19 protein-coding genes are annotated in these 24,590 nt (G+C 40.2%); 17 read left to right on the top strand and 2 right to left on the bottom strand.

Going from position 1 to position 24,590, the window contains the following annotated elements:
- Positions 1-128: helix-turn-helix domain-containing protein (locus N8M09_RS09745; protein ID WP_142999761.1), on the bottom strand; the 128-nt coding region annotated here is incomplete at its 3' end.
- A gap of 329 nt (positions 129-457) precedes the next feature.
- On the opposite strand from N8M09_RS09745, the gene N8M09_RS09740 reads away from it, so the two are divergent.
- From N8M09_RS09740 to N8M09_RS09685, 12 genes are all read left to right on the top strand, one after another.
- Positions 458-8,467 (top strand): mucin-binding protein, encoded by an 8,010-nt coding sequence (locus tag N8M09_RS09740; RefSeq protein WP_261065029.1) that lies wholly within the window; start codon positions 458-460, stop codon positions 8,465-8,467.
- Positions 8,468-8,629: 162 nt separating this feature from the next.
- On the top strand, positions 8,630-8,920 hold the full coding sequence (gene rpsF / locus N8M09_RS09735; RefSeq protein WP_001151780.1) for a 30S ribosomal protein S6: 291 nt from the start codon (positions 8,630-8,632) through the stop codon (positions 8,918-8,920).
- Between the two features lie 11 nt (positions 8,921-8,931).
- A complete protein-coding gene (gene ssbA, locus N8M09_RS09730; RefSeq protein WP_000609606.1) occupies positions 8,932-9,402 on the top strand; it encodes a single-stranded DNA-binding protein SsbA in 471 nt (156 codons plus the stop codon).
- A 31-nt stretch (positions 9,403-9,433) separates the two neighbouring features.
- Complete coding sequence (gene rpsR / locus N8M09_RS09725; RefSeq protein ID WP_000068664.1) at positions 9,434-9,673, top strand: 30S ribosomal protein S18; 240 nt, start codon at positions 9,434-9,436, stop codon at positions 9,671-9,673.
- 325 nt (positions 9,674-9,998) lie between these two features.
- Positions 9,999-10,508: a GNAT family N-acetyltransferase gene (locus tag N8M09_RS09720; protein WP_261065028.1), complete on the top strand. Its 510-nt coding sequence runs from the start codon at positions 9,999-10,001 to the stop codon at positions 10,506-10,508.
- A gap of 81 nt (positions 10,509-10,589) precedes the next feature.
- Entirely contained in the window at positions 10,590-11,990 is a 1,401-nt protein-coding gene (locus N8M09_RS09715; protein ID WP_261065027.1) for a bifunctional Cof-type HAD-IIB family hydrolase/peptidylprolyl isomerase, read from the top strand.
- Position 11,991: 1 nt separating this feature from the next.
- Entirely contained in the window at positions 11,992-12,354 is a 363-nt protein-coding gene (locus N8M09_RS09710) for a S1 RNA-binding domain-containing protein (protein ID WP_033677723.1), read from the top strand.
- Positions 12,355-12,406: 52 nt separating this feature from the next.
- Positions 12,407-13,156 (top strand): tRNA1(Val) (adenine(37)-N6)-methyltransferase, encoded by a 750-nt coding sequence (locus tag N8M09_RS09705; RefSeq protein WP_261065026.1) that lies wholly within the window; start codon positions 12,407-12,409, stop codon positions 13,154-13,156.
- Positions 13,146-13,430, top strand: a complete 285-nt coding sequence (locus tag N8M09_RS09700) for a GIY-YIG nuclease family protein (protein ID WP_261065025.1) — start codon at positions 13,146-13,148, stop codon at positions 13,428-13,430. Before N8M09_RS09705 ends, N8M09_RS09700 begins: the two co-directional genes overlap by 11 nt.
- Positions 13,431-13,515: 85 nt before the next feature.
- The gene (locus N8M09_RS09695; protein WP_261065024.1) at positions 13,516-14,451 is read left to right on the top strand and encodes a manganese-dependent inorganic pyrophosphatase; all 936 of its coding nucleotides are present in this window, start codon (positions 13,516-13,518) and stop codon (positions 14,449-14,451) included.
- 86 nt (positions 14,452-14,537) lie between these two features.
- Entirely contained in the window at positions 14,538-15,050 is a 513-nt protein-coding gene (locus tag N8M09_RS09690; protein WP_261065023.1) for a YiiX/YebB-like N1pC/P60 family cysteine hydrolase, read from the top strand.
- Positions 15,034-15,684 carry a DUF1803 domain-containing protein gene (locus N8M09_RS09685; RefSeq protein WP_261065022.1) on the top strand — a complete coding sequence of 217 codons (651 nt, stop codon included), beginning with the start codon at positions 15,034-15,036 and terminating at the stop codon, positions 15,682-15,684. Before N8M09_RS09690 ends, N8M09_RS09685 begins: the two co-directional genes overlap by 17 nt.
- Before the next feature lie 37 nt (positions 15,685-15,721).
- On the opposite strand, the gene N8M09_RS09680 is transcribed toward N8M09_RS09685, so the two are convergent.
- Positions 15,722-17,167, bottom strand: a complete 1,446-nt coding sequence (locus tag N8M09_RS09680; protein WP_261065021.1) for a UDP-N-acetylmuramoyl-L-alanyl-D-glutamate--L-lysine ligase — start codon at positions 17,165-17,167, stop codon at positions 15,722-15,724.
- Positions 17,168-17,272: 105 nt separating this feature from the next.
- Here N8M09_RS09680 and N8M09_RS09675 point away from each other — a divergent pair, with 105 nt between their 5' ends.
- From N8M09_RS09675 to N8M09_RS09655, 5 genes are all read left to right on the top strand, one after another.
- Positions 17,273-18,895: a putative polysaccharide biosynthesis protein gene (locus N8M09_RS09675; protein ID WP_261065020.1), complete on the top strand. Its 1,623-nt coding sequence runs from the start codon at positions 17,273-17,275 to the stop codon at positions 18,893-18,895.
- Positions 18,896-19,102: 207 nt separating this feature from the next.
- Positions 19,103-21,061: a peptide ABC transporter substrate-binding protein gene (locus tag N8M09_RS09670; RefSeq protein WP_261065019.1), complete on the top strand. Its 1,959-nt coding sequence runs from the start codon at positions 19,103-19,105 to the stop codon at positions 21,059-21,061.
- Positions 21,062-21,479: 418 nt separating this feature from the next.
- The gene (locus N8M09_RS09665; RefSeq protein WP_261065018.1) at positions 21,480-21,935 is read left to right on the top strand and encodes a hypothetical protein; all 456 of its coding nucleotides are present in this window, start codon (positions 21,480-21,482) and stop codon (positions 21,933-21,935) included.
- Between the two features lie 362 nt (positions 21,936-22,297).
- Positions 22,298-23,392: a cystathionine gamma-synthase gene (locus tag N8M09_RS09660; protein WP_000031937.1), complete on the top strand. Its 1,095-nt coding sequence runs from the start codon at positions 22,298-22,300 to the stop codon at positions 23,390-23,392.
- 7 nt (positions 23,393-23,399) lie between these two features.
- Positions 23,400-24,566, top strand: coding sequence for a MalY/PatB family protein (locus N8M09_RS09655; protein ID WP_261065017.1), 1,167 nt, complete (start codon positions 23,400-23,402; stop codon positions 24,564-24,566).
- Positions 24,567-24,590 lie beyond the last annotated feature (24 nt).

The following is a 24,590-nucleotide window of genomic DNA, read 5'->3' as shown; positions in this document are numbered from 1 at the left end:
ACTTCTTTAGAAACAGTAGTTGGGTCTTTTAGAATGGACTGTCCAATAGCTTTGAAGGTTTCACCGCGCTCTAAGCCCAGTTGGATATCATTACGGTCTGAAAGGGTAAGATGTTTATGTTTTGTCATAGTGAATCTCATTTCTAACTCAAACGTCTCATACTTAATTCCACCATAAAAATCCGTTTTAGACTAATTTCCACTTTGGTCAGGCAAGTGGAAGTTACTTTGAGAAGTTAGCTATTAGATTGAGATGATAATTATATATAGGCATTAAACTTGAATTAATAATAGTGGCATGATACAATATTAAGTGATATTGATAATTATTGGGCAACCTTTTTCAAAATGATAACCTCTTAATATTACTAAAAAATTTAAGGGGGGGGGGTCTTTTTATTTGTCTGGATACTTCAATTCAATATTAAAAAACATGCATAAAGGAGGTTCTAAGTCTAATGAAGGGCAAACAGCAAGATTTTAGAACGGAAAAGTATATACGTTACGGTATTCGTAAGTATAGTTTCGGCGCGGCATCGGTAGCGATTGCGGCTGGTTTGATGTTTTTGGGAAATGGAGCAGTTTCAGCGACTGAACAAAATCCAGTTTCAGATTTCAAAGAAAATATTCAGAAAGTAGGAAATACTTCTCCAGAATTAGGAGAAAGTAATATTCAGTTGACAGAAAAGACAGCTGAAACACCTAAGAAAGAAGTAGTTAAAGTAAATAAGTCACCTCTTGAAACGAGTATTTCAAATTTAGAGGCTGCATTATCCAATGCTAAGTATGCGGATGCCTCAGTTGTAGCCAATGCTCGTGAAGCCTTAGCTACTGCGAAATCTGTTTTGGCAAATGAAACTGCCAAGCAAGAAGAGGTAAATATTCAAAAAGATATTCTTGCTTCATTGAAAACAGTTGTAACTGAATCAAATAAACTTGGATTAGAGAAAGAACAGGCTGATAAAGATAAGGTAGCAAAAGAAGAAGCGGAAAGAAACGCTACACCAACAGAAAAAGCTCTTTCAGAAGCTAAATCAGAACTCGATAAAGTTTCATCAGAAGCAGATGTAACCAATACACTTGCGGTTACAGAACTTCGTAAGAAGGAAGTAGCAGAAGAGAATCGAGTTGCAATTGAAGCAGCGGTAGCCAAGAACCAATCCGTAATTGACGAATCAAAAATTCTTTTAGCTGACAAGAGTGTCACAAAGGAACAAGTAGATGCCCAATTAGCCCGCTTAAATGAATCAATTCTTGCGGTTTACAGTGAGCTTAAAAAAGCAGGAATTGGTCGTGATGGGAAGTTTGCTGTAGCGTTGGCAGCACAAGATTTTTATGTTGAAGGATCTTCAAGTACTACTCATGCTTCAGAAATAAATGCAACAATCCATACAGGATCAGATACATATACAATTCCACACCAAGAAATGACACTAACCAAAGGGGCTGGAACTGATACTTCAGGCCTAGAAGTAGTTGTGTATTCTAACCAACGTGATGGAGATCAACAAAATGCTGGAAATGGGATGCATACTGAACAAGGTGGAACAAGAGGACATAATAATACAGGGCGTGTTGATTATCCTTTAACACCAGAGGCTGCTAAAAAGTTAGCAGAAGAGGCTCCTTTATGGAGAAATAAACTTCGTGCAGATGGTTCAAGGATTTCAAATGCAGCAACTGCGATTTATTCAGCTAACGGTGGGTATGAATACCTAGCTACTGAAATTTACGGATATGGATACGAACAAGGAATTGATCGCGTATATATTAAAGGATTAAAAGATCGTATTGCTGTTACAGAGGCTGCTAAGCAAGCTGGCTGGAGTCTTACTTCTGTAACACCAACCAACCTTGTTCCTGGTTTAGCATATGATGAGGCTACAGATACTATTCAAGGGGTGATCTCTGCCAATATTGAAAACGGGGTATATGATTTACGTTTTGATGTAACTGCAAGCCATACTGACGGTCGTTCAGTAACTTTTCGACTTCAGAATTTACGTGCTGGTTGGGTAGGGTGGCAAGACACCACACCTCCTACAATAGAATCTGATTCTGCTCGTTATGAACGTACTGTAGGTGATGATGCGAATATCAATATCCGATTTTATGATGATGCTGGATCAAGTGCGATTCCTAAGGGTACTGCTGGAAACTATAATTATACAACAGCTGAAGGCAAGGTAATTACAGTTCGTAAACAGAATTCACCAGCTGTGACTGGTGTGTCAGGCTATAATACTACAGGAACGACTTTAGATGATTCTAAAGTGTTGATTCCTGGGACCAACTACAGTCTTTCTGATAGTACAAAAGATGAGCAAGCTAATGGTAGAACCAATAAGGGTAATGCTATTATTGGAGGGAAGGTTACGGAGGCAGGTATCTATACTGTCTCAGTATATGCTAAAGATTACGATAAACTGGCTAATAATAATGTTTGGAACCAATCAGGTCAAGAGGCGCATGCTTCCCTCACAGTTGTGGTGAAACCCAAAGTTGAGGTTCAAAACGTTGAAACTTACTCAACAACAGTTCCTGTTAAAATCTCTAAAGGTGCAACAAGTGCAAAAGTAACGATGCCAGATGGAACTGTAACAAATCTAAAAGTGGTTAACGGTAAGTGGCTTGTAGATAGTGGCTCAACCAATACAGCAGTTACTGAAAATCAAGAATTAGGTGCCGTAGATTCTAATACTGTCTTTAATATTCCCGTCACATCAGAAGCAACCGCAAAAGTTGGTGTGGATAACATTAAAGTAGAATCATCATCTGAAAATGTTAAGGGAACTTTCCTACGTGAACAAGTTGAATTAACTGGAACTGACGGTCAAAAACACATCGCAAAATTAAACAGTACATCTGGTCATTGGGAACTTCCAGCTGATTATGCTGAAGTAAAGACACCAAATGGTGATGGAACTACAACGTGGACAAAACGCGAAGTGTATACTGAAGCGCAACAAGATGGAGCAATGAAATTCTACATCTATGAGTATACTCGTCAGCTAGATATAAATGGTAAAGTAACAAGTGTTGATACACCAACTCGCCCACTCACTGTATATTCTTCTCAGAATACTAGTCAAGCAGGTGATGGAATGTCAGTAACAATCACTTATGATAAACATTCCAATACTTGGTCTTCATCAGATGGTACAGAAGTGACTGCTACCAAATTGGGTGACAATTCTTGGGAGGTGCAAACTAAATCAGGATTTGGTGGTATTATTAGAGGCACAATTGCGACAAACTCAGATGTTGCAACTGTAGTTAATACAAAACCAACAGCAAGTTCACAGGATTATACGTCTACAAAAGGAACTGCGGTAGATCTCCGTAATGAAGCAAAAGCTGCAGTGACAATCTCTGATACAGAAGATACTAAGTACGGAAAAACAACTTACATTACTCGTATTACGGTAACATCTCCTTCAGGAGTTCAGAAGGCTTATGATACTAAACAAGATGCAAGTAACTATAATCTTGCCAGTGGTTATACACTGAATGAAGTGGGAGTCTATACAGTAACAGTTGACGTTATTGATAGTAATGGCAATTACACTACAGATGCTACAATAGGTGGAACTGAATCTGGTGTGGATCATGGGGCTGGCTCATCAACAGCTACAACTACTTACCACATTACAGTAACAGACACGATTGAAGGTCACGATGCTACATCATCTGATATCCAAGGAGCTACTCAAACAGGAACACCAACCTTTACTTCTGTAGGTGATGGTTCAACCATCTCACCAAGTGCAACATCACCAGCTAAGTTGGTTGCAACTGACGGTAGTCTAGTTGATACTTTAACAGTTGCAAATGAGGGAACTTATACAATTAACCCAGCAACAGGTGTTGTAACCTTTAAACCACTTCCAACATTCACAGGACCAGCAACTCCAGTAACTGTCAAACTAACTGCTATTTTAGGTACAGATACTAACAATGCTAATATTACTGCAACTGCGACAGCTACATATACACCAACAGTAGTTCCAGTAAAACCAACAGCAGTAGCGTCTCAAACAACTGGACCTCAAGGGAAAGCCCAAACTTCTGCTATTAAGTTTGACGCAGCAGATACAGATGATACAACTGTAAACTTTGCTAAAGGAACAGTTTCTATTGATGCAAATACAACAAAATCTGTTGATCTTAATACAGCATCAGTAACTCTTCTTAATGCAGATGGTGTTGCTGTAACATCTTTAACAGTTGCAAATGAGGGAACTTATACACTGGATACAGCGACAAATGTTATTACTTTCCAACCAGTCGCAACATTCACAGGAACTGTTACAAAACCAGTTAGTGTACGTATTGCAGATGCAAATGGTACTACTGTAACGACTACTTACACACCAACTGTAACAGATGTAACTATGACAGCTGAAAATGCAACATCTACAGACGTTCAAGGCAAAACACAAACTGGAACACCAGAATTTGAAACATCAGATTCATCAGTAACAATTGCGAAACGTCAGTTACTTGATCCCACAACTCTACAACCAACTACTAGTGTTACAATCGCAAATGAAGGAACATACACAATTGATCCAAAAACAGGTGTTGTAACCTTCGTACCAGTCCCAACATTTACTGGAGAAGGGACAGGAGTAACTGTTCAAGCAACAGATTCAAATGGTGAGACAGCAACAGCTACTTATAAACCAACTGTAACACCAATCACGCTTACTGGTGAAAATGTAACATCTAAGAATATCCAAGGTGAACAGCAGTCAGAAACGCCACTATTCTCATCATCAGATGAGAGTGCTCCAGTATCAAATTACAAACTTGTAGATCCAGCTACTGGAAATCCAACGACTGCAACTTCAGTGACTGTTGAAAATGTTGGTACATACACAATTGATTCAACAACAGGCAAAGTAACATTCCAACCAGTTGCAACTTATACAGGAACACCAGCACCAGTAAAAGTTCAAGCATCAGCTACTATTACTAATGAAAAAGATGAATCAACAGTCATCACAGGTACAGCTACTTATACTCCAACAGTAGTTCCTGTAGTCCCAACAGCTAAAGAATCAGCGACAGCTGGTAAGCAAGGTCAAGTGCAAACATCACAAATTGTTTTTGACATTCCTGATACAGATGCTACGACTTTGAACTTCGCCAAAGGAGAAACATCTGAAGTATTAGGTGAAGATGGTCAACCAAAATCAGTAGCTCTTGATAAGAGTACTTTGACACTTCTTGATGCGAATGGAAATGCTGTAACTACAGTTACGGTTGATGGTGAAGGAACTTACACTCTTGATAAAACAACTAATGTCATTACATTCCAACCAACTGAAGAATTTACAGGCAAAGCTACACCAGTACGTGTACAAATTGCAGATATCAACGGTACTACTGTAACAACTACTTACACTCCAACTGTTGTTGCTGAAGATGGAACGGTCATTGTTGAGTATAAGGATGAAGAAGGTAACGTTATCTCTCCTTCAACAACTCCAGTAAACAACGAAAAAGTAACAACTCCATTTACAACTGAGCCAAAAGAAATTCCTGGTTACACTCTTGTTAAAGTGGAAACAACAAATGGTCAGGTTGATGAAGGTACTAAGAAGGTTTCAGGTAAAGTTACAAATGATCCAACTACTGTGACATATACTTATAGAAAGAATGTTCAAACAGCAACTATTTCTTACTATGATATAACAACTGGTGCAGAAGTTGCGATAGATTCAGCTAAAGTACCAGAAGCATCTGTTGAGACAGTAGAAGGTGTTTATAAAGGAACTATCGACTTTGTTAATCGTGAAAAAGCAATTGCAGCTCTTGAAAAAGCTGGCTATACGTTAGTAGAAGATGGTTTCGTTGCAGCAACGACAGCTGATAAGCTTTTTGATAACGACACAGCGGTGAATCAAAACTTCACGGTAACAGTTAAACAACGTGTGGAACCAGTGACTCCAAATGATGAGAAACCTGTTCCAGGACAGCCAGTTAATCCAGAAGATCCAAACTCACCTGTATGGCCAAGTACTGCAGAAAATCTTGAGTTAACTAAGACAGTTACTCGTACAATTAAGTACCGCTACAACGATGAGAATGGTAAAGAAGTAACAGCTGATAAAGTTCAAACAGTAACCTTCACACGTAGCGCAAGCGTTAACTTGGTAACAGGAAATGTGGAATATACTGACTGGTCAGCAGCACAAACGCTTGAGGAAGTGGTTTCTCCAGAAGTAGCTAATTATACTTATGATAAGAAAACTGTTACAAGCCTTGAGGTAACAAACGAATCAACTGATAGTATAGTATACGTTATCTATAAACCAGTAGCACCAACTACAACACCTGCTACATCAACTGATATCCAAGGTAAGACACAGACAGGTACTCCAACATATAAACATGCTGATGGAACTGAGTTGAAACCAACAACAGATAATCCAGCTAAGTTCGTTGGAACTGAGGAAACAACTATCCCAGCGACTAAGGATGGTAAGACAGTTGGTACATATACAATCGATCCAACTGGTACAGTAACCTTTACACCAAATAAAGACTTCGTTGGCACACCAGATTCAGCTAAAGTAGTAGTAACAGATCCTACAAATGGTACAACTGTTGAGTCAAGTTACACTCCAACTGTAACCCCAGTTACACCAACAGGTGTGGATACAAGTTCTACAGGTCCTAAGAACACTCCTCAATCTGGTACACCAACATTTGTACCTGGTCATAAAGATGTACCAATGGACAATACTGTTCCTGCTACATTTGAAGATGGTACAACAAGTAAAACAGTTCCAAACGAAGGAACGTATACTGTTGATGCAACAGGTAGGGTAACCTTCACACCAAATAAAGATTTCGTTGGAACTGCAACAGGAGTAACTATTGTACGTAAGGATACTAATGGCACTGTAGCGAAAGCTAAGTATATACCAACTGTTTATGAAGTGAAGTCTGATACACAAGTTGCAACTGTAACTTACAAAGATACTAACGGAACAATTCTTGGTGAAGTGGATATCCTTCAAGGTGATTCTGGTTCTGAAATGAACTACTCTACTGCAGAACGTATCAACGTACTGAAAAAACTTGGCTACGAACTTGTGTCTGATGAGTTTACAAAAGCTGATGGCAGCAAGCAATCATTTGATAATGATACAAAAGCTATTCAAAAATTTGTTGTTACTGTTCAACCACGCCTTGTTCCAGTTATTCCAAGTGATGTGACACCAGTTCCAGGTCAACCAATTGACCCAGAGGATCCAAACTCACCAGTATGGCCTGAAAGCGTTAAGGAATTGACAACTTCAGAAGAAGTAACTCGTACAATTACTTATGTTGATGGAGATGGTAAAGAGGTTACTACTTCTGTGACTTCATCCGTTAAATTTACTCGTGATGCTAAGGTGAACTTGGTGACAGGTGAAGTTACTTACGGCGAATGGAAAGAAGCTACAACTGATGTTCTTTCTGGTAACAAACTTCCACTTGTTAAAGGTTATATTGCAGTAAGTGGAGATATTGAGGCATCTACCAAGGATCAAACTGTTAAGGCTGAAGACAAAGATATCATTCAAAAAGTTGTCTATAAGAAACTTGGAGCCTGGATTCCAAACGTGCCAGGACAAACAAATCCTCCACGTATTGATTATCCAAATGATCCAAATGGTGATCCAACTAAACCGGGTATACCAACGGAAGATATTGTAATTCCTTATGTTCCAGGTTACATTCCAAGAGATAAAGATGGAAATCCGTTGAAACCAGTTGATCCAGAAGATCCAACAAAAGGTTATGTGCCACCAACATTACCAACTGATCCGAGTCAAGATACACCAATCAACTATACTAAGATTACAACGTCTTATGTGACAGTTGATCCAAATGGTAAAGAAGTATCTATTCCAAATTATCCAAGAGAAGACGGCGAACAACCTAAGAAAGATATCCCAGGTTACCGCTTCGTAGAAACGAAGAAACTACCAAATGGAGATACTGTTCATGTTTATGAAAAAGTCATAACACCAACACCAGCTCCTCAACCAACTCCAGGTAAAGAGATTACAACTACTTGGACTGATGAGAATGGAAATCCATTGAAACCAACTGAGCCAGGTTCTAAAGAACCGGGAAGAATTCCAGGTTACGAATATGTGAAGACTGTGACGGATCCAAATGGAAATATCAGACATATCTTCCGCAAAGTTGAGATGCCAACTCCAACACCAGTTGAACCAGTACAACCAGTTTCTCCACAAGAGCCAGAGACCCCAGAGCAACAAGTGACTCCAGAAATGCCAACAGTACCTAAGCAACCAAAACAACCAGCAACACTTAAATATGTTGATGGTCAAAAAGAATTGCCTAACACAGGTACAGAAGCTAACGCTAGCCTTGCAGCGCTTGGACTTCTTGGAGCCCTAAGTGGATTTGGACTTCTTGCTCGCAAGAAAAAAGAAGACTAAAAACTTATAGTTTTTGAGAAGATGATTCGTCATCTTCTTTTTTATTTCAGAGTTTTTACTTGCGTAAAAAATTTTTTTCTAGTATAATAGTTTATTGTGAGCGAACCTCACTTACCCCTTGCAAAGTCTTGGGGTCATTAGACCAAAAGGAGGAACATATCAATGGCTAAATACGAAATTCTTTATATCATTCGTCCAAACATTGAAGAAGAAGCTAAAAACGCTTTGGTAGCACGTTTTGACTCTATTTTGACTGACAACGGTGCAACTGTTGTTGAATCAAAATCTTGGGAAAAACGTCGTCTTGCATACGAAATCAAAGATTTCCGTGAAGGACTTTACCACATCGTTAACGTTGAAGCAAACGACGACGTAGCTCTTAAAGAGTTTGACCGTCTTTCAAAAATCAACGCTGACATTCTTCGTCACATGATCGTCAAAACTGACGCGTAAGAAGGTAAACTATGATTAACAATGTTGTACTTGTAGGGCGTATGACACGTGACGCTGAGTTGCGTTATACCCCATCAAATGTAGCAGTTGCGACTTTTACTCTTGCAGTAAACCGTACATTTAAGAGTCAAAATGGCGAACGTGAGGCTGATTTTATCAATGTCGTTATGTGGCGCCAACAGGCTGAAAATCTTGCTAACTGGGCTAAAAAAGGCTCACTTATCGGGGTGACAGGTCGTATCCAGACTCGTAGTTACGATAACCAGCAAGGACAACGTGTCTACGTGACAGAGGTCGTGGCTGAGAATTTCCAAATGTTGGAAAGCCGTAGCGTGCGTGAAGGTCATACAGGTGGAGCTTACTCTGCACCAACTGCAAACTATTCAGCACCTACAAATTCAGTACCAGACTTTTCACGTGATGAAAATCCATTTGGAGCAACAAATCCATTGGATATTTCAGATGATGATTTACCATTCTAATGGACAACTAAAATTATAAAGGAGAAAAAACATGGCTCAACAACGTCGTGGCGGATTCAAACGCCGTAAAAAAGTTGATTACATCGCAGCAAACAAAATTGAATATGTTGATTACAAAGATACTGAGCTTCTTAGCCGTTTCGTTTCAGAACGTGGGAAAATCCTTCCACGTCGTGTAACAGGAACTTCAGCTAAAAACCAACGTAAAGTAACAACAGCTATCAAACGCGCTCGCGTAATGGCTTTGATGCCTTTCGTAAACGAAGATTAAAGAAAAGACCCGTTTGGGTCTTTTTTTCAGGTCCGGGTGGATCTCTTTTTCAGACCCCGACGGGTCTTTTTTTCACGAGCCTTGAAATGAGAGAGCGAGTTGGGTCCGGGTGAACCTCTTTTTCATGAGCTAGGAAATAAGGAAGCGAGTTAAGACCCGAGTGGGTCTTTTTTTCACGAGCCTGAAATGAGAATGCGAGTTAGGTCCGGGGGACTTCTTTTTCATGAGTTTGAAAATAAGAAAGCGAATTAAGACCCTGCTGGGCCTTTTTTCTTTCTCTATAAACGTGCTATAATGATAGTAGGAATTTTTAAAGGAGTATCTTATGAAGGGAAACGCTGTTATTAGAAAAATGATTGAATCGGATATCAAATACCTGTCCAAAGGTTTTATCAATCAAGGTTGGCCTGGTAGAGAGGAAATTTTGGCTAGATATTTTCTGGAACAGGAAAGTGGGGAGAGAGAAGTCTTAGTTGCAGAGATTGATGGAGCTGTAGCGGGCTACGTTACTATTTTGCCCTCTGCTAAACATGGTCCTTTTGCAGAAGTCTATCCAGAGTTATCAGATTTTAATGTGTTTGAGCCTTTTCGAAATCAAGGGATTGGGAATCAACTGCTAGAAGAAGCAGAAAAACGAGTCAAGGTTGTTTCGAGTAAGGTCACTCTTGGTGTAGGTTTGCACTTAGGCTATGGCCCTGCCCAGAGATTGTATATCAGACGGGGCTACATTCCAGATGGGACAGGTGTCTGGTATCGAAATCAACCCTTGGAAATGAATGCAACTAGCCAAAATAATGATGATTTGGTTTTGTATCTAGTAAAGGAATTCGGATAAGAGATAAGGATTTTATTGGGGATGTGGGATTTCTCTACTTTATGGTATAATGGAAAGAGTTAGATTGAAAGAGGTAGTGAGATGGATGCCAAATTAAGATACAAGGCAAAGAAAATCAAGATTGTCTTTTTTGATATTGATGATACATTGAGGAATTCAAAGACAGGTTTTATTCCAGCTTCAATCCCAACTGTTTTTAAGCAATTACGTGAGAAAGGAATTTTGACAGGTATTGCTTCTGGACGAGGGATTTTTGGTGTTGTGCCAGAGATTCGTGATCTCAAGCCTGACTTTTTTGTAACTCTGAATGGGGCTTATATCGAAGATAAAAAAGGTCAGGTCATTTATCAACATCAGATTGAGAAGTCAGATGTTGAAGAGTATATCTCTTGGGCCAAGCAAGAAGGAATTGAGTATGGTTTGGTTGGGAGTCATGATGCCAAGTTGTCGACTCGCACCGATATGATTAGTGAGGCTATCAATCCAATTTATCCCGATTTGGATGTGGATCCAGATTTCCATGAAAAAGAAGATATCTATCAGATGTGGACTTTTGAAGATAAGGGAGATGACTTGCACTTGCCTGACAGTCTCTCAGACAAACTTCGCATGGTTCGTTGGCATGAGCATTCGTCTGATATTGTGCCGATTTCAGGCTCCAAAGCGACGGGTGTGGAAAAGGTTGTGGAACACCTTGGCTTGAAACCAGAGAACGTCATGGTTTTTGGAGATGGGCTGAATGACTTGGAACTCTTTGATTATGCTGGAATCAGCGTTGCCATGGGAATTTCCCATGATAACATCAAAGAAAAAGCAGATTATATTACAAAAACGTTAGAAGAAGATGGTATTTTTGATGCCTTAGAAAGATTTGGTATGGTAGAAAAAGAATTGCATTTCCCACAAGTAGACATTGAAACAGTAGAAGGTCCTATCGCGACTATTAAGACCAATCACGGGGACTTGCGTATTAAGCTCTTCCCTGAACATGCTCCTAAAACAGTGGCTAACTTTGTAGCTCTTTCAAAAGATGGCTACTATGATGGTGTCATTTTCCACCGTATTATCAAGGACTTTATGATTCAAGGTGGAGATCCAACTGGTACTGGTATGGGTGGCGAGTCAATCTACGGCGAATCATTTGAGGATGAGTTCTCAGAAGAACTTTACAATATCCGTGGTGCTCTTTCCATGGCTAATGCTGGTCCAAATACCAACGGCAGTCAGTTCTTTATCGTCCAAAACCAACACCTGCCTTATTCTAAGAAAGAAATTGCTCGTGGAGGTTGGCCAGAACCGATCGCAGAAATCTATGCCAACCAAGGTGGAACCCCTCACCTAGACCGCCGTCACACGGTTTTTGGTCAGCTAGCTGATGAAGCTTCTTACGCTGTCTTGGATACCATTGCTGCTGTTGAGACAGGGGCTATGGACAAGCCAGTTGAAGATGTTGTGATTGAAACTATTGAAATCGAGGACTAAGATGAAAATCGGTGATAAACTAAAGGGCCGTATTACAGGGATTCAGCCCTATGGTGCCTTTGTTGAGCTAGAGACGGGCGATACGGGGCTGATTCACATTTCGGAGATTCGAACAGGATTTATTGAAAATATTCATGACGCCTTGAAAGTCGATGAAGAGGTTCAGGTTCAGGTAGTGGATTTAGATGAATTTACAGGGAAAGCTAGTCTTTCTATCCGTACTTTAGAGGAAGAAAAGCACCAGTTTCCGAGACGGAGACGCTTTTCAAGCGACCGCTTTAACTACGGCTTTGCGCCTCTCAAAAGAATGATGCCAATTTGGACCAAGGAAGCCCTTCAACATTTGAAGAAGCAGAAGAATTAGTTAGAAATCTATATTCTTTGTAATGTTAATATAAATTTGCTATAATAGGACCATGGAAGAAGAACAATTATTAAAATCAGGGGAGCGCATTAACCAGCTCTTTTCGACAGATATCAAAATCATTCAAAATAGAGAGGTTTTTAGCTATTCGGTGGATAGTGTTCTCTTGTCACGCTTTCCACGTTTTCCTAAGACGGGCTTGATAGTGGATTTCTGCGCTGGAAATGGAGCAGTGGGGCTATTTGCTAGCACTCGTACTCAGGCACAGATTTTGGCTGTTGAGATTCAGGAGCGTTTGGCAGATATGGCTGAACGCTCTGTCCGTTTGAATGGATTAGAGGAGCAAATGCAGGTCATCTGTGATGATTTAAAAAATATGCCTGCTTACATTCAGGGAAGTAAGGTGGATATGATTTTGTGTAATCCGCCCTATTTCAAGGTGGATCCGCATTCCAACCTGAACGAGAGCGAACATTACCTCTTGGCACGCCATGAAATCACGACCAATCTAGAGGAAATTTGTCGTAGTGCCCAAAGTATTCTCAAGTCCAATGGTCGCTTGGCCATGGTTCATCGTCCTGATCGCCTCTTGGATATCTTGGACATGTTGAAACGGCATAATCTAGCCCCTAAGCGCCTACAGTTTGTTTATCCAAAGCGGGAAAAGGAAGCTAATATGCTCTTGATTGAAGCTATCAAGGATGGCTCAACGAGTGGTTTTAAGGTTTTACCCCCTTTGATTGTCCACAATGATGATGGTTCCTATACGCCCGAACTTGAAGAGATTTATTATGGATCATAAGGCTTATATGTATGTCCTGGAGTGTCGTGATGGTTCCTATTATACAGGATATACGACTGATGTGAGAAGACGCCTCGCTGTCCACAATAGTGGGAATGGAGCCAAATATACACGAGCACGATTGCCGGTCAAACTCATCTATGCTCAAGGTTTTGCTAGTAAGGCAGAAGCCATGTCGGCAGAAGCCCTGCTCAAGCGTAAGAAGAGGCCACAGAAGGAGCAATTTTTATCTGAAAATCAAGATAGAAATTTACTCAGTTATTTTGAAGAGTAGTGGGGAGCCCTTTGACTCCTCTTACTTTTGTCAAAAAGCGAAAAAAATGCTACAATAAAGAGAATAAACAAAATGAGGTATTATCATGTCTAAGATTCTAGTATTTGGTCACCAAAATCCAGACTCAGATGCCATCGGGTCATCTGTAGCCTTTGCCTACCTTGCAAAAGAAGCATACGGTTTGGATACGGAAGCTGTTGCTCTTGGAACTCCAAATGAAGAAACAGCCTTTGTCTTGAACTATTTTGGTGTGGAAGCACCGCGTGTTATCACTTCTGCTAAAGCAGAAGGTGCAGAGCAAGTTATCTTGACTGACCACAATGAATTCCAACAATCTGTATCAGATATCGCTGAAGTAGAAGTTTATGGTGTTGTAGACCACCACCGTGTGGCTAATTTTGAAACTGCAAGCCCACTTTACATGCGTTTGGAGCCAGTTGGATCTGCGTCTTCAATCGTTTACCGTATGTTCAAAGAACATGGTGTAGCTGTTCCTAAAGAGATTGCTGGTTTGATGCTTTCAGGTTTGATCTCAGATACTCTTCTTTTGAAATCACCAACAACACACCCAACAGATAAAGTTATTGCTCCTGAATTAGCTGAATTAGCTGGTGTCAACTTGGAAGAATATGGTTTGGCTATGTTGAAAGCTGGTACAAACTTGGCTAGCAAATCTGCTGACGAATTGATTGACATCGATGCTAAAACTTTTGAATTGAACGGAAACAATGTCCGTGTTGCTCAAGTAAACACAGTTGATATCGCTGAAGTTTTGGAACGCCAAGCAGAAATCGAAGCTGCAATGCAAGCTGCTAATACAGCAAACGGCTACTCTGACTTTGTCTTGATGATTACAGATATTGTCAACTCAAACTCAGAAATCCTAGCACTTGGTGCTAATATGGATAAGGTCGAAGCGGCTTTCAGCTTCAAACTTGAAAACAACCACGCCTTCCTTGCTGGTGCCGTTTCACGTAAGAAACAAGTGGTACCTCAATTGACTGAAAGCTTCAATGCTTAAGATTTTGAGTGTCAGTTCAAATTAGGAAAGGCTAGTTTGCCTTATATCGAAAGGAGTTTCGGCTCCTTTTTTTCTAGGAGTGAAGTATGTTAGAAAATGGCGATTTGATTTTTGTGAGAGATGAGTCGGACATGGGGCAGGCCATCCAGACTTCCACAGGCAACTATAGTCATGTTGCCATTTATTTGGATGAGATGATTTACCACGCTAGTGGAAAGGCGGGTGTTATCTGTCAGGAACCCGCAGACTTCTTTGAGCCCAATCATTTGTACGACCTCTATGTTTACCCAGAACTAGATATTCAGTCTGTCAAGGAGAGAGCTTGCAAACATCTTGGAGCTCCCTATAATGCTTCTTTCTATCCAGATGGAGTTGGTTTTTACTGCTCCCAGTATATAGCAGAAATCCTACCGATTTTTGAAACTATTCCCATGAAATTTGGAGATGGTGAGCAGGAGATTAGTGATTTTTGGAGGGAATATTATAGGGAGATTGGTCTGCCTGTGCCTCTAAACCAAGCTGGGACCAATCCTAGTCAGTTGGCAGCATCGCCTCTGTTAGAATGTAAAGAAAGGAATCTTCATGATTCAGATTTTTAATCCCTCTCGTTTGACGAGACAGCCATTTTTTAGAGAATTGATCCGCTATCTGGACCAGAATGATGATGTGATTCTACGGGAAATCAAGGCCCAATTCCCAGATGTAGCAGTTGATAAACTCATGGAAGAATATATAAAGGCTGGTTTGATTCTACGAGAAAATAAGCGTTATTATCTCAATCTTCCTTTTCTGGAATCACTTGATAGTCTCGAACTGGATCAAGAGATTTTTGTCAGAGAAGATAGTCCAGTCTATCAAACCTTGTTGGATCAGAGTTTTGAGACGGAATTGCGCAATCAGACCAATGCAGCTATTTTAGTTGAAAAGACCGATTTTGCGCGAACAAAAATGACTCTGTCCAATTATTTCTACAAGGTCAAACATCAGTATCCTTTGACAGAAAAACAGCAGGAACTTTATGACATTTTAGGAGATGTCAATCCTGAGTATGCTCTCAAATATATGACGACTTTTTTGTTGAAATTTCTCAAAAAAGACCAGCTCATGCAGAAACGACGTGATATCTTTGTGGACAGTTTGGTCGTTCTAGGCTATATTGTGCAAAATGAAGATGGAAAGTATGAGTTGGCTGTTGATTTTGATAAGGAAAGATTAATTTTCTTTAAAAACTAAAACAAGGTTAGGAATGTTTCCTAGCCTTGTTTTGTGATTATAAATAATTTTCTGCTACGGTGGCATCTCCAGGATAGGCTTCTTTTTTTCCTTGGACGATTTGGTAGCAATCTGCTCCCTTACCAGCAATAATAACTGCATCTAATTCGTGATTTGTGATAGCCATAGCTGCCTTGATGGCTTCTTGGCGATCCGCAATTTTTTCAACAGGATGATTGATGTAGCTACTGATTTCATCTGCAATGGCCATTGGGTCCTCATAGTTGGGGTCATCAGCAGTCAAAAAGACTTGAATCTCAGGGTGCTGATTGAGGAGGAGGCCAAAGTCCTTACGACGGCTTTCACCTTTATTTCCTGTCGAACCCAGAACCAGAGCAATTTTTCCAGTTTGATGAGTTTCAACCACATTGATGAGTTTTTTCAGACTATCCCCATTGTGGGCATAGTCGATGAAGACCTTGGCTCCGTTTTTCTGAGTAAGGACTTCCATACGACCAGGAACTCGGGTTGCAGCAATTCCTTTTTTGATGTCCTCAAGATTAGCTCCGAGACAGAGGCAAGCAAGTCCAGCAGCAACGGCATTTTCTTGGTTGAAGTGACCAATCAGTTGGATATCATAATCACCAGCCAGTTTCCCACTAGCTGAAAAGCTAAAGGCTTTGGAATTCTCGATTTGATTATTTGATTGGCTACCATAGAAATCATGGTCTTGATCTGCCACTTGTTCTTTCAAGACAGAAAAGTGGTCCATGTCACTGTTAACGATGACTGCTTGGCTATTTTCCATCAAGAGACGTTTGTGGTAGAAGTAGTCTTCAAAGCTAGGGTGTTCAATCGGGCCGATATGGTCTGGGCTGATATTGAGGAAAACTCCCACATCAAAGGTTAGACCATAGACACGTTTGACCAGATAGGCTTGACTGGATACTTCCATGATGAGGTGGGTACGGTCATTTTGCACAGCCTGATTCATCATATCAAAGAGGTCAATACTTTCAGGGGTTGTCAATGCTGACTTAAAGAAAGTCTTGCCATCTAGAGTTGTATTCATGGTCGACAACATTGCAGGTCGCTGTCCTTGAGACAAAATGTTATAGGCGAAATAGGCTGCTGTTGTCTTACCCTTGGTACCAGTAAAGGCCAGGAGTTTAAGTTTTTCCTGTGGATTGCCATAAAATTCCATGGCTATCAAACTCATGGCTTTCTTGATATCACTGACGATAATGGTAGGAATACCAACCTCATAGTCCTTTTCAGCCACATACCAACCGAGGCCTTGAGAGATGGCAGAAAGCAGAAATTCCTTCTTAAAGGCAGCACCCTTGACGAAAAAGAGGCTCTTTTCTTTGGCCTTGCGGCTGTCATAGCAGATGGTGTCAAATACGACATGGCTGTAGTTGTAGTGATAATGTCCTTGGTCGATAATCTCGCGGAAGAGACCATCTTTCTTTAATATATCTAATACGGTTTCAATCTTAATCATACTTTCTATTGTAAACCGAAAGTCGCAAATTTACAAGTAACAAGGAAAAGTTTATAATGGAAGATAAGGAGTTTTTCCTAGTTATCAAAATTGAATGAGGAATCTATGTCGCACGAAAACAATCACCAGCAGGCCCAGATGTTACGGGGGACTGCTTGGTTAACGGCTAGTAACTTTATCAGTCGCCTGCTTGGGGCCATCTATATTATCCCTTGGTATATCTGGATGGGATCTTATGCAGCTACGGCCAATGGTCTCTTTACCATGGGTTATAATATCTATGCCTGGTTCTTGCTGGTTTCAACAGCAGGTATTCCAGTTGCGGTGGCCAAGCAAGTTGCCAAGTATAATACCATGCGAGAAGAGGAGCATAGCTTTGCCCTGATTCGGAGTTTTTTAGGATTTATGACAGGACTAGGCCTCGTTTTTGCCCTAATCTTGTATGTCTTTGCTCCTTGGCTAGCAGACTTATCTGGCGTGGGCAAAGACTTGATACCGATCATGCAAAGCTTGGCTTGGGGAGTCTTGATTTTCCCATCTATGAGTGTTATCCGAGGATTTTTCCAAGGAATGAATAACCTCAAACCTTATGCCATGAGCCAAATCGCTGAGCAGATCATTCGTGTTATCTGGATGCTCCTAGCAACCTTTATCATTATGAAGCTCGGTTCAGGAGATTACCTAGCAGCCGTTACCCAATCGACCTTTGCGGCCTTTGTCGGTATGGTAGCCAGTTTTGCAGTTTTGATTTATTTCCTTGCTCAAGAAGGGTTACTCAAAAGAGTCTTTGAAACGAGGGATAAGATTAACAGCAAGCGTCTCTTGGTCGATACCATTAAGGAAGCCATTCCTTTTATCTTGACAGGGTCTGCCATCCAGCTTTTCCAAATCTTGGACCAAAATACCTTTATCAATAGCATGAAGTGGTTTAGCAACTACAGTAATGAAGACTTAATTGTCATGTTTTCTTATTTCTCAGCCAATCCTAATAAAATCACGATGATTTTGATTTCTGTAGGGGTTTCAATTGGGGGTGTCGGTTTGCCGCTTTTGACGGAAAACTATGTCAAGGGGGACTTGAAGGCAGCTTCTCGTCTCGTTCAGGACAGCATTACCATGCTTTTTGTATTCCTGTTACCAGCAACGGTTGGAGTGGTCATGGTAGGAGAACCCCTCTACACAGTCTTTTATGGGAAGCCAGATAGTTTGGCCATGGGCTTGTTTGTCTTTGCAGTTTTGCAGTCTACTATTTTAGGCTTGTACATGGTCTTGTCTCCAATGCTTCAAGCCATGTTCCGCAACCGCAAGGCAGTTCTCTATTTTATCTATGGTTCCCTTGCCAAGCTGGTCTTGCAACTTCCAACCATCGCTCTCTTTCACAGTTACGGGCCTTTGATTTCCACAACCATCGGCCTCATCATTCCTAATGTCTTGATGTATCGGGACATTTGTCAAGTAACTGGTGTTAAGCGCAAGGTGATTTTGAAGCGAACCATTTTAATCAGTTTGTTGACCCTTGTTATGTTCATCGGTGTAGGTGCCATCCAGTGGATTTTAGGTTTTGTATTCCAACCAAGTGGACGTTTGTGGAGCTTTCTTTATGTAGCTCTTGTTGGTGCCATGGGTGGAGGAGTATACGGGGTCATGAGTCTCCGTACCCGTTTGTTGGATAAGGTGATTGGAAAAGCCCAAGCAGATCGCCTGCGAGCAAAATTAAAAATTTCTTAAAAAAATAATTTATAAATAAAATGAATAAGTTGAGTTTTTTAAAAATCAAAACACTCTCTTATTCATTTTTTATTGTTAGAATTGGATATGAAATGTAAAACAGAGAATAAATAATGAAAGTAATTGAATTTTATGTCAAAAAACACTTGACTAAAAAGTAGTTAGTTTGTATAATAAAACAAATATTTAAATCAGGAGGTTCTGGAAATGAAAAAGTCTAAAGCTAAGTATGCAGCACTTGCGGGTGTCGTGTTAAGTGCAGGTATTTTGTTAAGTGCGTGTGGAAATTCTAGCACAGGGTCAAAAACATATAACTATGTTTATACTAGTGATCCGTCTAGTTTAAACTATCTAGCAGAAAACCGTGCAACAACAAATGATATTGTGACCAATCTGGTAGATGGTCTCATGGAAAATGACCAGTATGGAAATTATGTTCCATCTTTGGCAGAGGATTGGAGTGTTTCTAAGGACGGTTTGACCTATACCTACAAACTGCGTAAAGATGCTAAATGGTATACTGCAGATGGAGAAGAATATGCTCCTATAACTGCCCAAGATTTTGTCACTGGTTTGAAATATGCGGCTGATAAAAAATCAGAAGCCTTGTACTTAGTGCAAGAATCCGTTGCTGGATTAGATGACTATATCACTGGTAAAACAAGCGACTTTTCAACTGTCGGAGTTAAGGCTCTTGATGACCAAACTGTTCAATATACCTTGACACGACCAGAATCTTATTGGAACTCAAAAACAACTTCAACCATTCTCTTCCCAGTCAATGCAGATTTCTTGAAATCAAAAGGGGATGATTTTGGGAAGGTAGACCCATCTAGCATTTTGTATAATGGACCTTTCTTGATGAAATCCTTTGTTTCAAAATCTGTCATCGAATTCAAGAAAAATCCTAACTACTGGGATGCTAAAAATGTCTTTGTAGATGATGTCAAATTGGCCTATTATGATGGTAGTGACCAAGATGCACTGGCTCGTAACTATGTAGAGGGAGCCTATAGCTACGCTCGTCTCTATCCAAATAGTTCAAGCTTTGAAGGGATTAAAGAGAAGAATAAGGATAATATCATTTATAGTTTACAAGATGCTACTTCTTACTTCTTGAACTTTAACCTAGATAGAAAATCTTATAAATTCACTTCAAAAACAAGTGATGCTGAGAAGAAATCGACTCAAGAAGCGGTTCTTAACAAAAACTTCCGTCAAGCCATCAACTTTGCCTATGATCGTACAGCCTACGGGGCTCAATCTCAGGGAGAAGATGGTGCAACTAAGATTTTGCGTAACTTGGTTGTTCCTCCAAACTTCGTAAGTATCAACGGAAAAGACTTTGGTGAAGTAGTAGCCTCTAAGATGGTCAACTATGGTAAGGAATGGCAAGGCATCAACTTTGCGGATGCTCAGGATCCATACTACAATGCTGAAAAAGCCAAAGCCAAATTTGCTGAAGCTAAGAAAGAACTCCAAGCCAAAGGAGTTCAATTCCCTATCCACTTGGACATGACTGTTGACCAAGCTGCTAAAAAGGGTGTCCAAGAGGCAAATTCTATGAAGCAATCTATTGAAGCAGCCTTAGGTGCAGAAAATGTTGTAATTGATATTCAACAACTTTCTACTGAAGACTTTGATAATACAAGCTATTTGGCTCAGACTGCAGCTCAGAAGGATTACGATCTATACAACGGTGGCTGGAGCGCAGACTATCAAGATCCATCAAGCTACCTTGATATTTTTAATATTAATTCCGGTGGAGTGTTGCAAAATCTAGGTTTAGAGCCGGGTGAAGCCAATGACAAGGCCAAGGCTGTTGGACTAGACGTCTACACTCAAATGTTGGAAGAAGCTAATAAGGAGCAAGATCCGGCTAAACGTTATGAAAAATATGCGGATGCCCAAGCTTGGTTGGTAGATAGCTCTCTAGCAATTCCAAATGTTTCACTAGGCGGAACACCAACATTGAGAAAAACAGTTCCTTTCTCTTCACCGTATTCATTAGCTGGTAATAAAGGGGTCGAATCATATAAATACCTCAAAGTACAAGATAAGACAGTTACGAAAGACGAATATGAAAAAGCCAAAGAAAAATGGTTGAAAGAAAAAGAAGAATCTAATAAAAAAGCCCAAGAAGAATTGGCAAAACATGTCAAATAAGGATTTTTCAAGAAAAACGATGGTTTCGAAAGGAGCTGTCGTTTTTTAATAGAATGATGGTATAGTAGATTGAAACAAGATGTGAACAAATCGGTTAGGAAAGTCAAATTAATTTCTAGAAATGTTTTAACAGCCATAACGTACTATTCTAGATTCAATCTACTATAAATTTGGAAGAAAATGCTTACATTTTTTAATTGGTTTATTAAATTTATGTTATAATGAATATAATAAAAACGTGAGAAACTATTTTCGAAAATCTACCCAGTGTTAACTGAAGTATGCACATGCTAGAACGATTTTATAGGAGGGATGTTATTTACTGAAAAAGTAAGATAAAATGCAACAAATGATAAGTTCTTCTTTTATGTGAAGAATTCTTAACTGGCTATTTAGTGATTTTTATGGAGGTATCATCATGGGTGCTATTATGGAGTTTGCAACAGAAAAACAGATTGCATCACTTCTGTCAACTTGTCATATTGAAGGGAAAAAGAATTTTCTGATGGCCTTCAAGAAAAAGACATGGCTGAAATCTTTTATTGATTTTTTCATTATAGGTGGTTCCTACTATGTTCAGTCGAGTGTGAAGCCTAAGATTCTGGCATTCACACCTAAGGGGATCTACTTGATGGATATCAGTGATGTGACTGAGAATCGTTCTAATCAAGTCGTAGAGATGCCTTGGAATCAAGTTCAAGATTTTACTTATAAGACAGTCTTGAATACAGTTAGACTTAATTGGTATTATCAAAATGAAGTCTACATTTTTTCCGTGGATGTCGGTCAGATTAGTCAGCATATGGGCCAGTATCAATTTAACAAAGACCATTATGACTATTTAGCCCAACAGGATTTCTTTCGATTAAAGTAAACCCTAGCAATCATTTTCACAAAAGAATCTGGAAGCTTTTCTGGATTCTTTTTAGCTTTACTAGCTAATACTCAATGAAAATCAAAGAGCAAACTAGGAAGCTAGCCGCAGGTTGCTTAAAACGCTGTTTTGAGGTTGTAGATAAGACTGACGAAGTCAGCTCAAAACACTGTTTTGAGGTTGCAGATAGAACTGACGAAGTCAGTAACATATACCTACGGTAAGGCGACGCTGACGTGGTTTGAAGAGATTTTCGAAGAGTATAAGTCTATAGTTTAAAACTATAACTAGCTCTTGAAAAGAAGAAAATGAGTTGATGAAAATAAGTGGTACAATAGTTACTATAGATTTGGAGGAATTGTATGAGCAAGGAATTACACATCAACACAATTTTGGCCCAGGCGGGTATCAAGTCAGATGAAGCGACAGGAGCTTTGGTGACACCGCTTCATTTTTCAACGACTTATCAGCATCCAGAGTTTGGTAAATCTACTGGATTTGACTATACGCGTACTAAAAACCCAACTCGCAGTAAGGCTGAAGAAGTCTTGGCGGCTATTGAGTCAGCAGACTATGCGCTAGCGACTAGCTCAGGGATGTCAGCTATTGTACTGGCCTTTAGTGTCTTCCCAGTAGGAAGTAAGGTTTTGGCTGTCCGTGACCTTTACGGTGGTTCTTTCCGCTGGTTCAATCAAGTGGAGCAGGAAGGCCGTTTCCATTTTACCTATGCCAATACAGAAGAAGAGTTGATTGCCGAGTTAGAAAAGGACGTGGATGTTCTCTATATCGAAACACCAACCAATCCCTTGATGTTGGAATTTGATATCGAAAAACTAGCCAAATTGGCTCATGCTAAGGGTGCTAAAGTGGTGGTGGACAATACCTTCTACAGCCCTATCTACCAACGTCCGATTGAAGATGGAGCAGATATCGTTCTTCATTCAGCAACCAAGTACCTAGCAGGCCACAATGATGTCTTGGCTGGAGTGGTTGTGACCAATAGTTTAGAACTATACGAGAAGCTTTTCTACAATCTCAATACGACAGGGGCAGTCTTGTCTCCATTTGACAGTTATCAATTGATTCGTGGTCTCAAGACCTTGTCTCTTCGTATGGAGCGCTCAACAGCTAACGCCCAAGAAGTGGTTGCCTTTTTGAAGGATTCTCCAGCAGTTAAGGAAGTTCTCTACACTGGTCGTGGAGGCATGATTTCCTTTAAAGTAGCGGATGAAACACGCATTCCTCACATTTTGAACAGCCTCAAGGTCTTCTCTTTTGCGGAAAGTTTGGGTGGAGTAGAGAGTCTTATTACTTATCCAACGACACAAACTCACGCTGATATTCCGGCAGAAGTGCGCCATTCTTATGGTTTGACAGATGACCTCTTGCGTTTGTCTATTGGGATTGAGGATGCTAGAGATTTGATTGCAGATTTGCACCAAGCATTAGAAGGATAAGACAAAGATGGGAAAATATGATTTTACAAGCCTGCCAAACCGTTTAGGGCACCATACCTATAAATGGAAAGAGGCGGAAACGGATAGTGAAGTTCTACCAGCTTGGATAGCGGATATGGACTTTGTAGTCTTGCCTGAAATCCGCCAAGCTGTGCAGACTTACGCAGACCAACTGGTTTATGGCTATACCTATGCCAGTGAAGAGTTAATTAAGGAAGTTCAAAAGTGGGAAACCACACAACACGGCTACCACTTTGACAAAGAGGCTCTTGTCTTTATCGAGGGTGTGGTACCAGCCATCTCAACAGCTATTCAAGCCTTTACAAAAGAAGGTGAGGCGGTTCTGATTAACACACCTGTCTACCCACCTTTTGCTCGCAGTGTCAAGTTGAACAACCGTAGATTGATTACCAATTCTTTGGTGGAAAAGGATGGTCTGTTTGAGATTGACTTTGACCGACTTGAAAAGGATTTGGTGGAAGAGGATGTCAAACTTTATATTCTCTGCAATCCTCACAATCCTGGTGGACGTGTTTGGGAAAAGGAAGTGTTGGACAAGATTGGCCAACTCTGTCAAAAACACGGTGTTTTCTTGGTTTCAGATGAGATTCACCAAGATTTGGCCCTCTTTGGTCACAAGCATCATTCCTTCAATACTGTCAACCCTGACTTTAAAGAATTTGCTATCGTCTTGACCAGTGCCACTAAAACCTTTAATATTGCTGGGACAAAAAATTCCTATGCAGTCATTGAAAATCCTAAGTTGAGACTGGCTTACCAGAAACGCCAGTTGACCAATAATCAGCATGAAATTTCAGGCTTGGGCTATTTGGCGACAGAAGCTGCTTATCGATACGGGAAGGATTGGCTAGAGGAACTCAAGCAAGTCTTTGAAGACCATATTAATTATGTGGTGGAACTATTTGGAAGAGAGACTAAAATCAAGGTCATGAAACCGCAAGGAACCTACTTGATTTGGCTTGATTTTTCAGCCTATGACCTGACTGATGAAAAATTACAAGAGCTGTTGAGAAATGAAGCTAAGGTTATCCTCAACCGTGGTTTGGATTTTGGGGAGGAAGGAAGTCTCCATGCCCGTCTCAATGTAGCCATGCCTAAATCTCTGCTGCAAGAAGTTTGTCAGCGGATTGTGACGACTTTTGCCAAACGTTAAAAATCCAGCCTTCTAGGAGAAAAG

It is taken from the genome of Streptococcus mitis (assembly GCF_946190375.1).
GTDB lineage: Bacteria > Bacillota > Bacilli > Lactobacillales > Streptococcaceae > Streptococcus > Streptococcus mitis_CJ.
The sequence above is the reverse complement of the archived record's forward strand: the minus strand, read 5'-3'. Positions and strand labels throughout refer to the sequence as shown.

Coding starts and splice junctions, on each gene's coding strand:
- ssbA (WP_000609606.1), top strand. CDS start 8,932: ATGATTAACAATGTTGTACTTGTAGGGCGTATGACACGTGACGCTGAG.
- N8M09_RS09665 (WP_261065018.1), top strand. CDS start 21,480: ATGGGTGCTATTATGGAGTTTGCAACAGAAAAACAGATTGCATCACTT.
- N8M09_RS09700 (WP_261065025.1), top strand. CDS start 13,146: ATGGATCATAAGGCTTATATGTATGTCCTGGAGTGTCGTGATGGTTCC.
- N8M09_RS09680 (WP_261065021.1), bottom strand. CDS start 17,167: ATGATTAAGATTGAAACCGTATTAGATATATTAAAGAAAGATGGTCTC.
- rpsR (WP_000068664.1), top strand. CDS start 9,434: ATGGCTCAACAACGTCGTGGCGGATTCAAACGCCGTAAAAAAGTTGAT.
- N8M09_RS09675 (WP_261065020.1), top strand. CDS start 17,273: ATGTCGCACGAAAACAATCACCAGCAGGCCCAGATGTTACGGGGGACT.
- N8M09_RS09670 (WP_261065019.1), top strand. CDS start 19,103: ATGAAAAAGTCTAAAGCTAAGTATGCAGCACTTGCGGGTGTCGTGTTA.
- N8M09_RS09720 (WP_261065028.1), top strand. CDS start 9,999: ATGAAGGGAAACGCTGTTATTAGAAAAATGATTGAATCGGATATCAAA.
- N8M09_RS09690 (WP_261065023.1), top strand. CDS start 14,538: ATGTTAGAAAATGGCGATTTGATTTTTGTGAGAGATGAGTCGGACATG.
- N8M09_RS09705 (WP_261065026.1), top strand. CDS start 12,407: ATGGAAGAAGAACAATTATTAAAATCAGGGGAGCGCATTAACCAGCTC.
- N8M09_RS09715 (WP_261065027.1), top strand. CDS start 10,590: ATGGATGCCAAATTAAGATACAAGGCAAAGAAAATCAAGATTGTCTTT.
- N8M09_RS09695 (WP_261065024.1), top strand. CDS start 13,516: ATGTCTAAGATTCTAGTATTTGGTCACCAAAATCCAGACTCAGATGCC.
- N8M09_RS09655 (WP_261065017.1), top strand. CDS start 23,400: ATGGGAAAATATGATTTTACAAGCCTGCCAAACCGTTTAGGGCACCAT.
- rpsF (WP_001151780.1), top strand. CDS start 8,630: ATGGCTAAATACGAAATTCTTTATATCATTCGTCCAAACATTGAAGAA.
- N8M09_RS09740 (WP_261065029.1), top strand. CDS start 458: ATGAAGGGCAAACAGCAAGATTTTAGAACGGAAAAGTATATACGTTAC.
- N8M09_RS09660 (WP_000031937.1), top strand. CDS start 22,298: ATGAGCAAGGAATTACACATCAACACAATTTTGGCCCAGGCGGGTATC.
- N8M09_RS09685 (WP_261065022.1), top strand. CDS start 15,034: ATGATTCAGATTTTTAATCCCTCTCGTTTGACGAGACAGCCATTTTTT.
- N8M09_RS09710 (WP_033677723.1), top strand. CDS start 11,992: ATGAAAATCGGTGATAAACTAAAGGGCCGTATTACAGGGATTCAGCCC.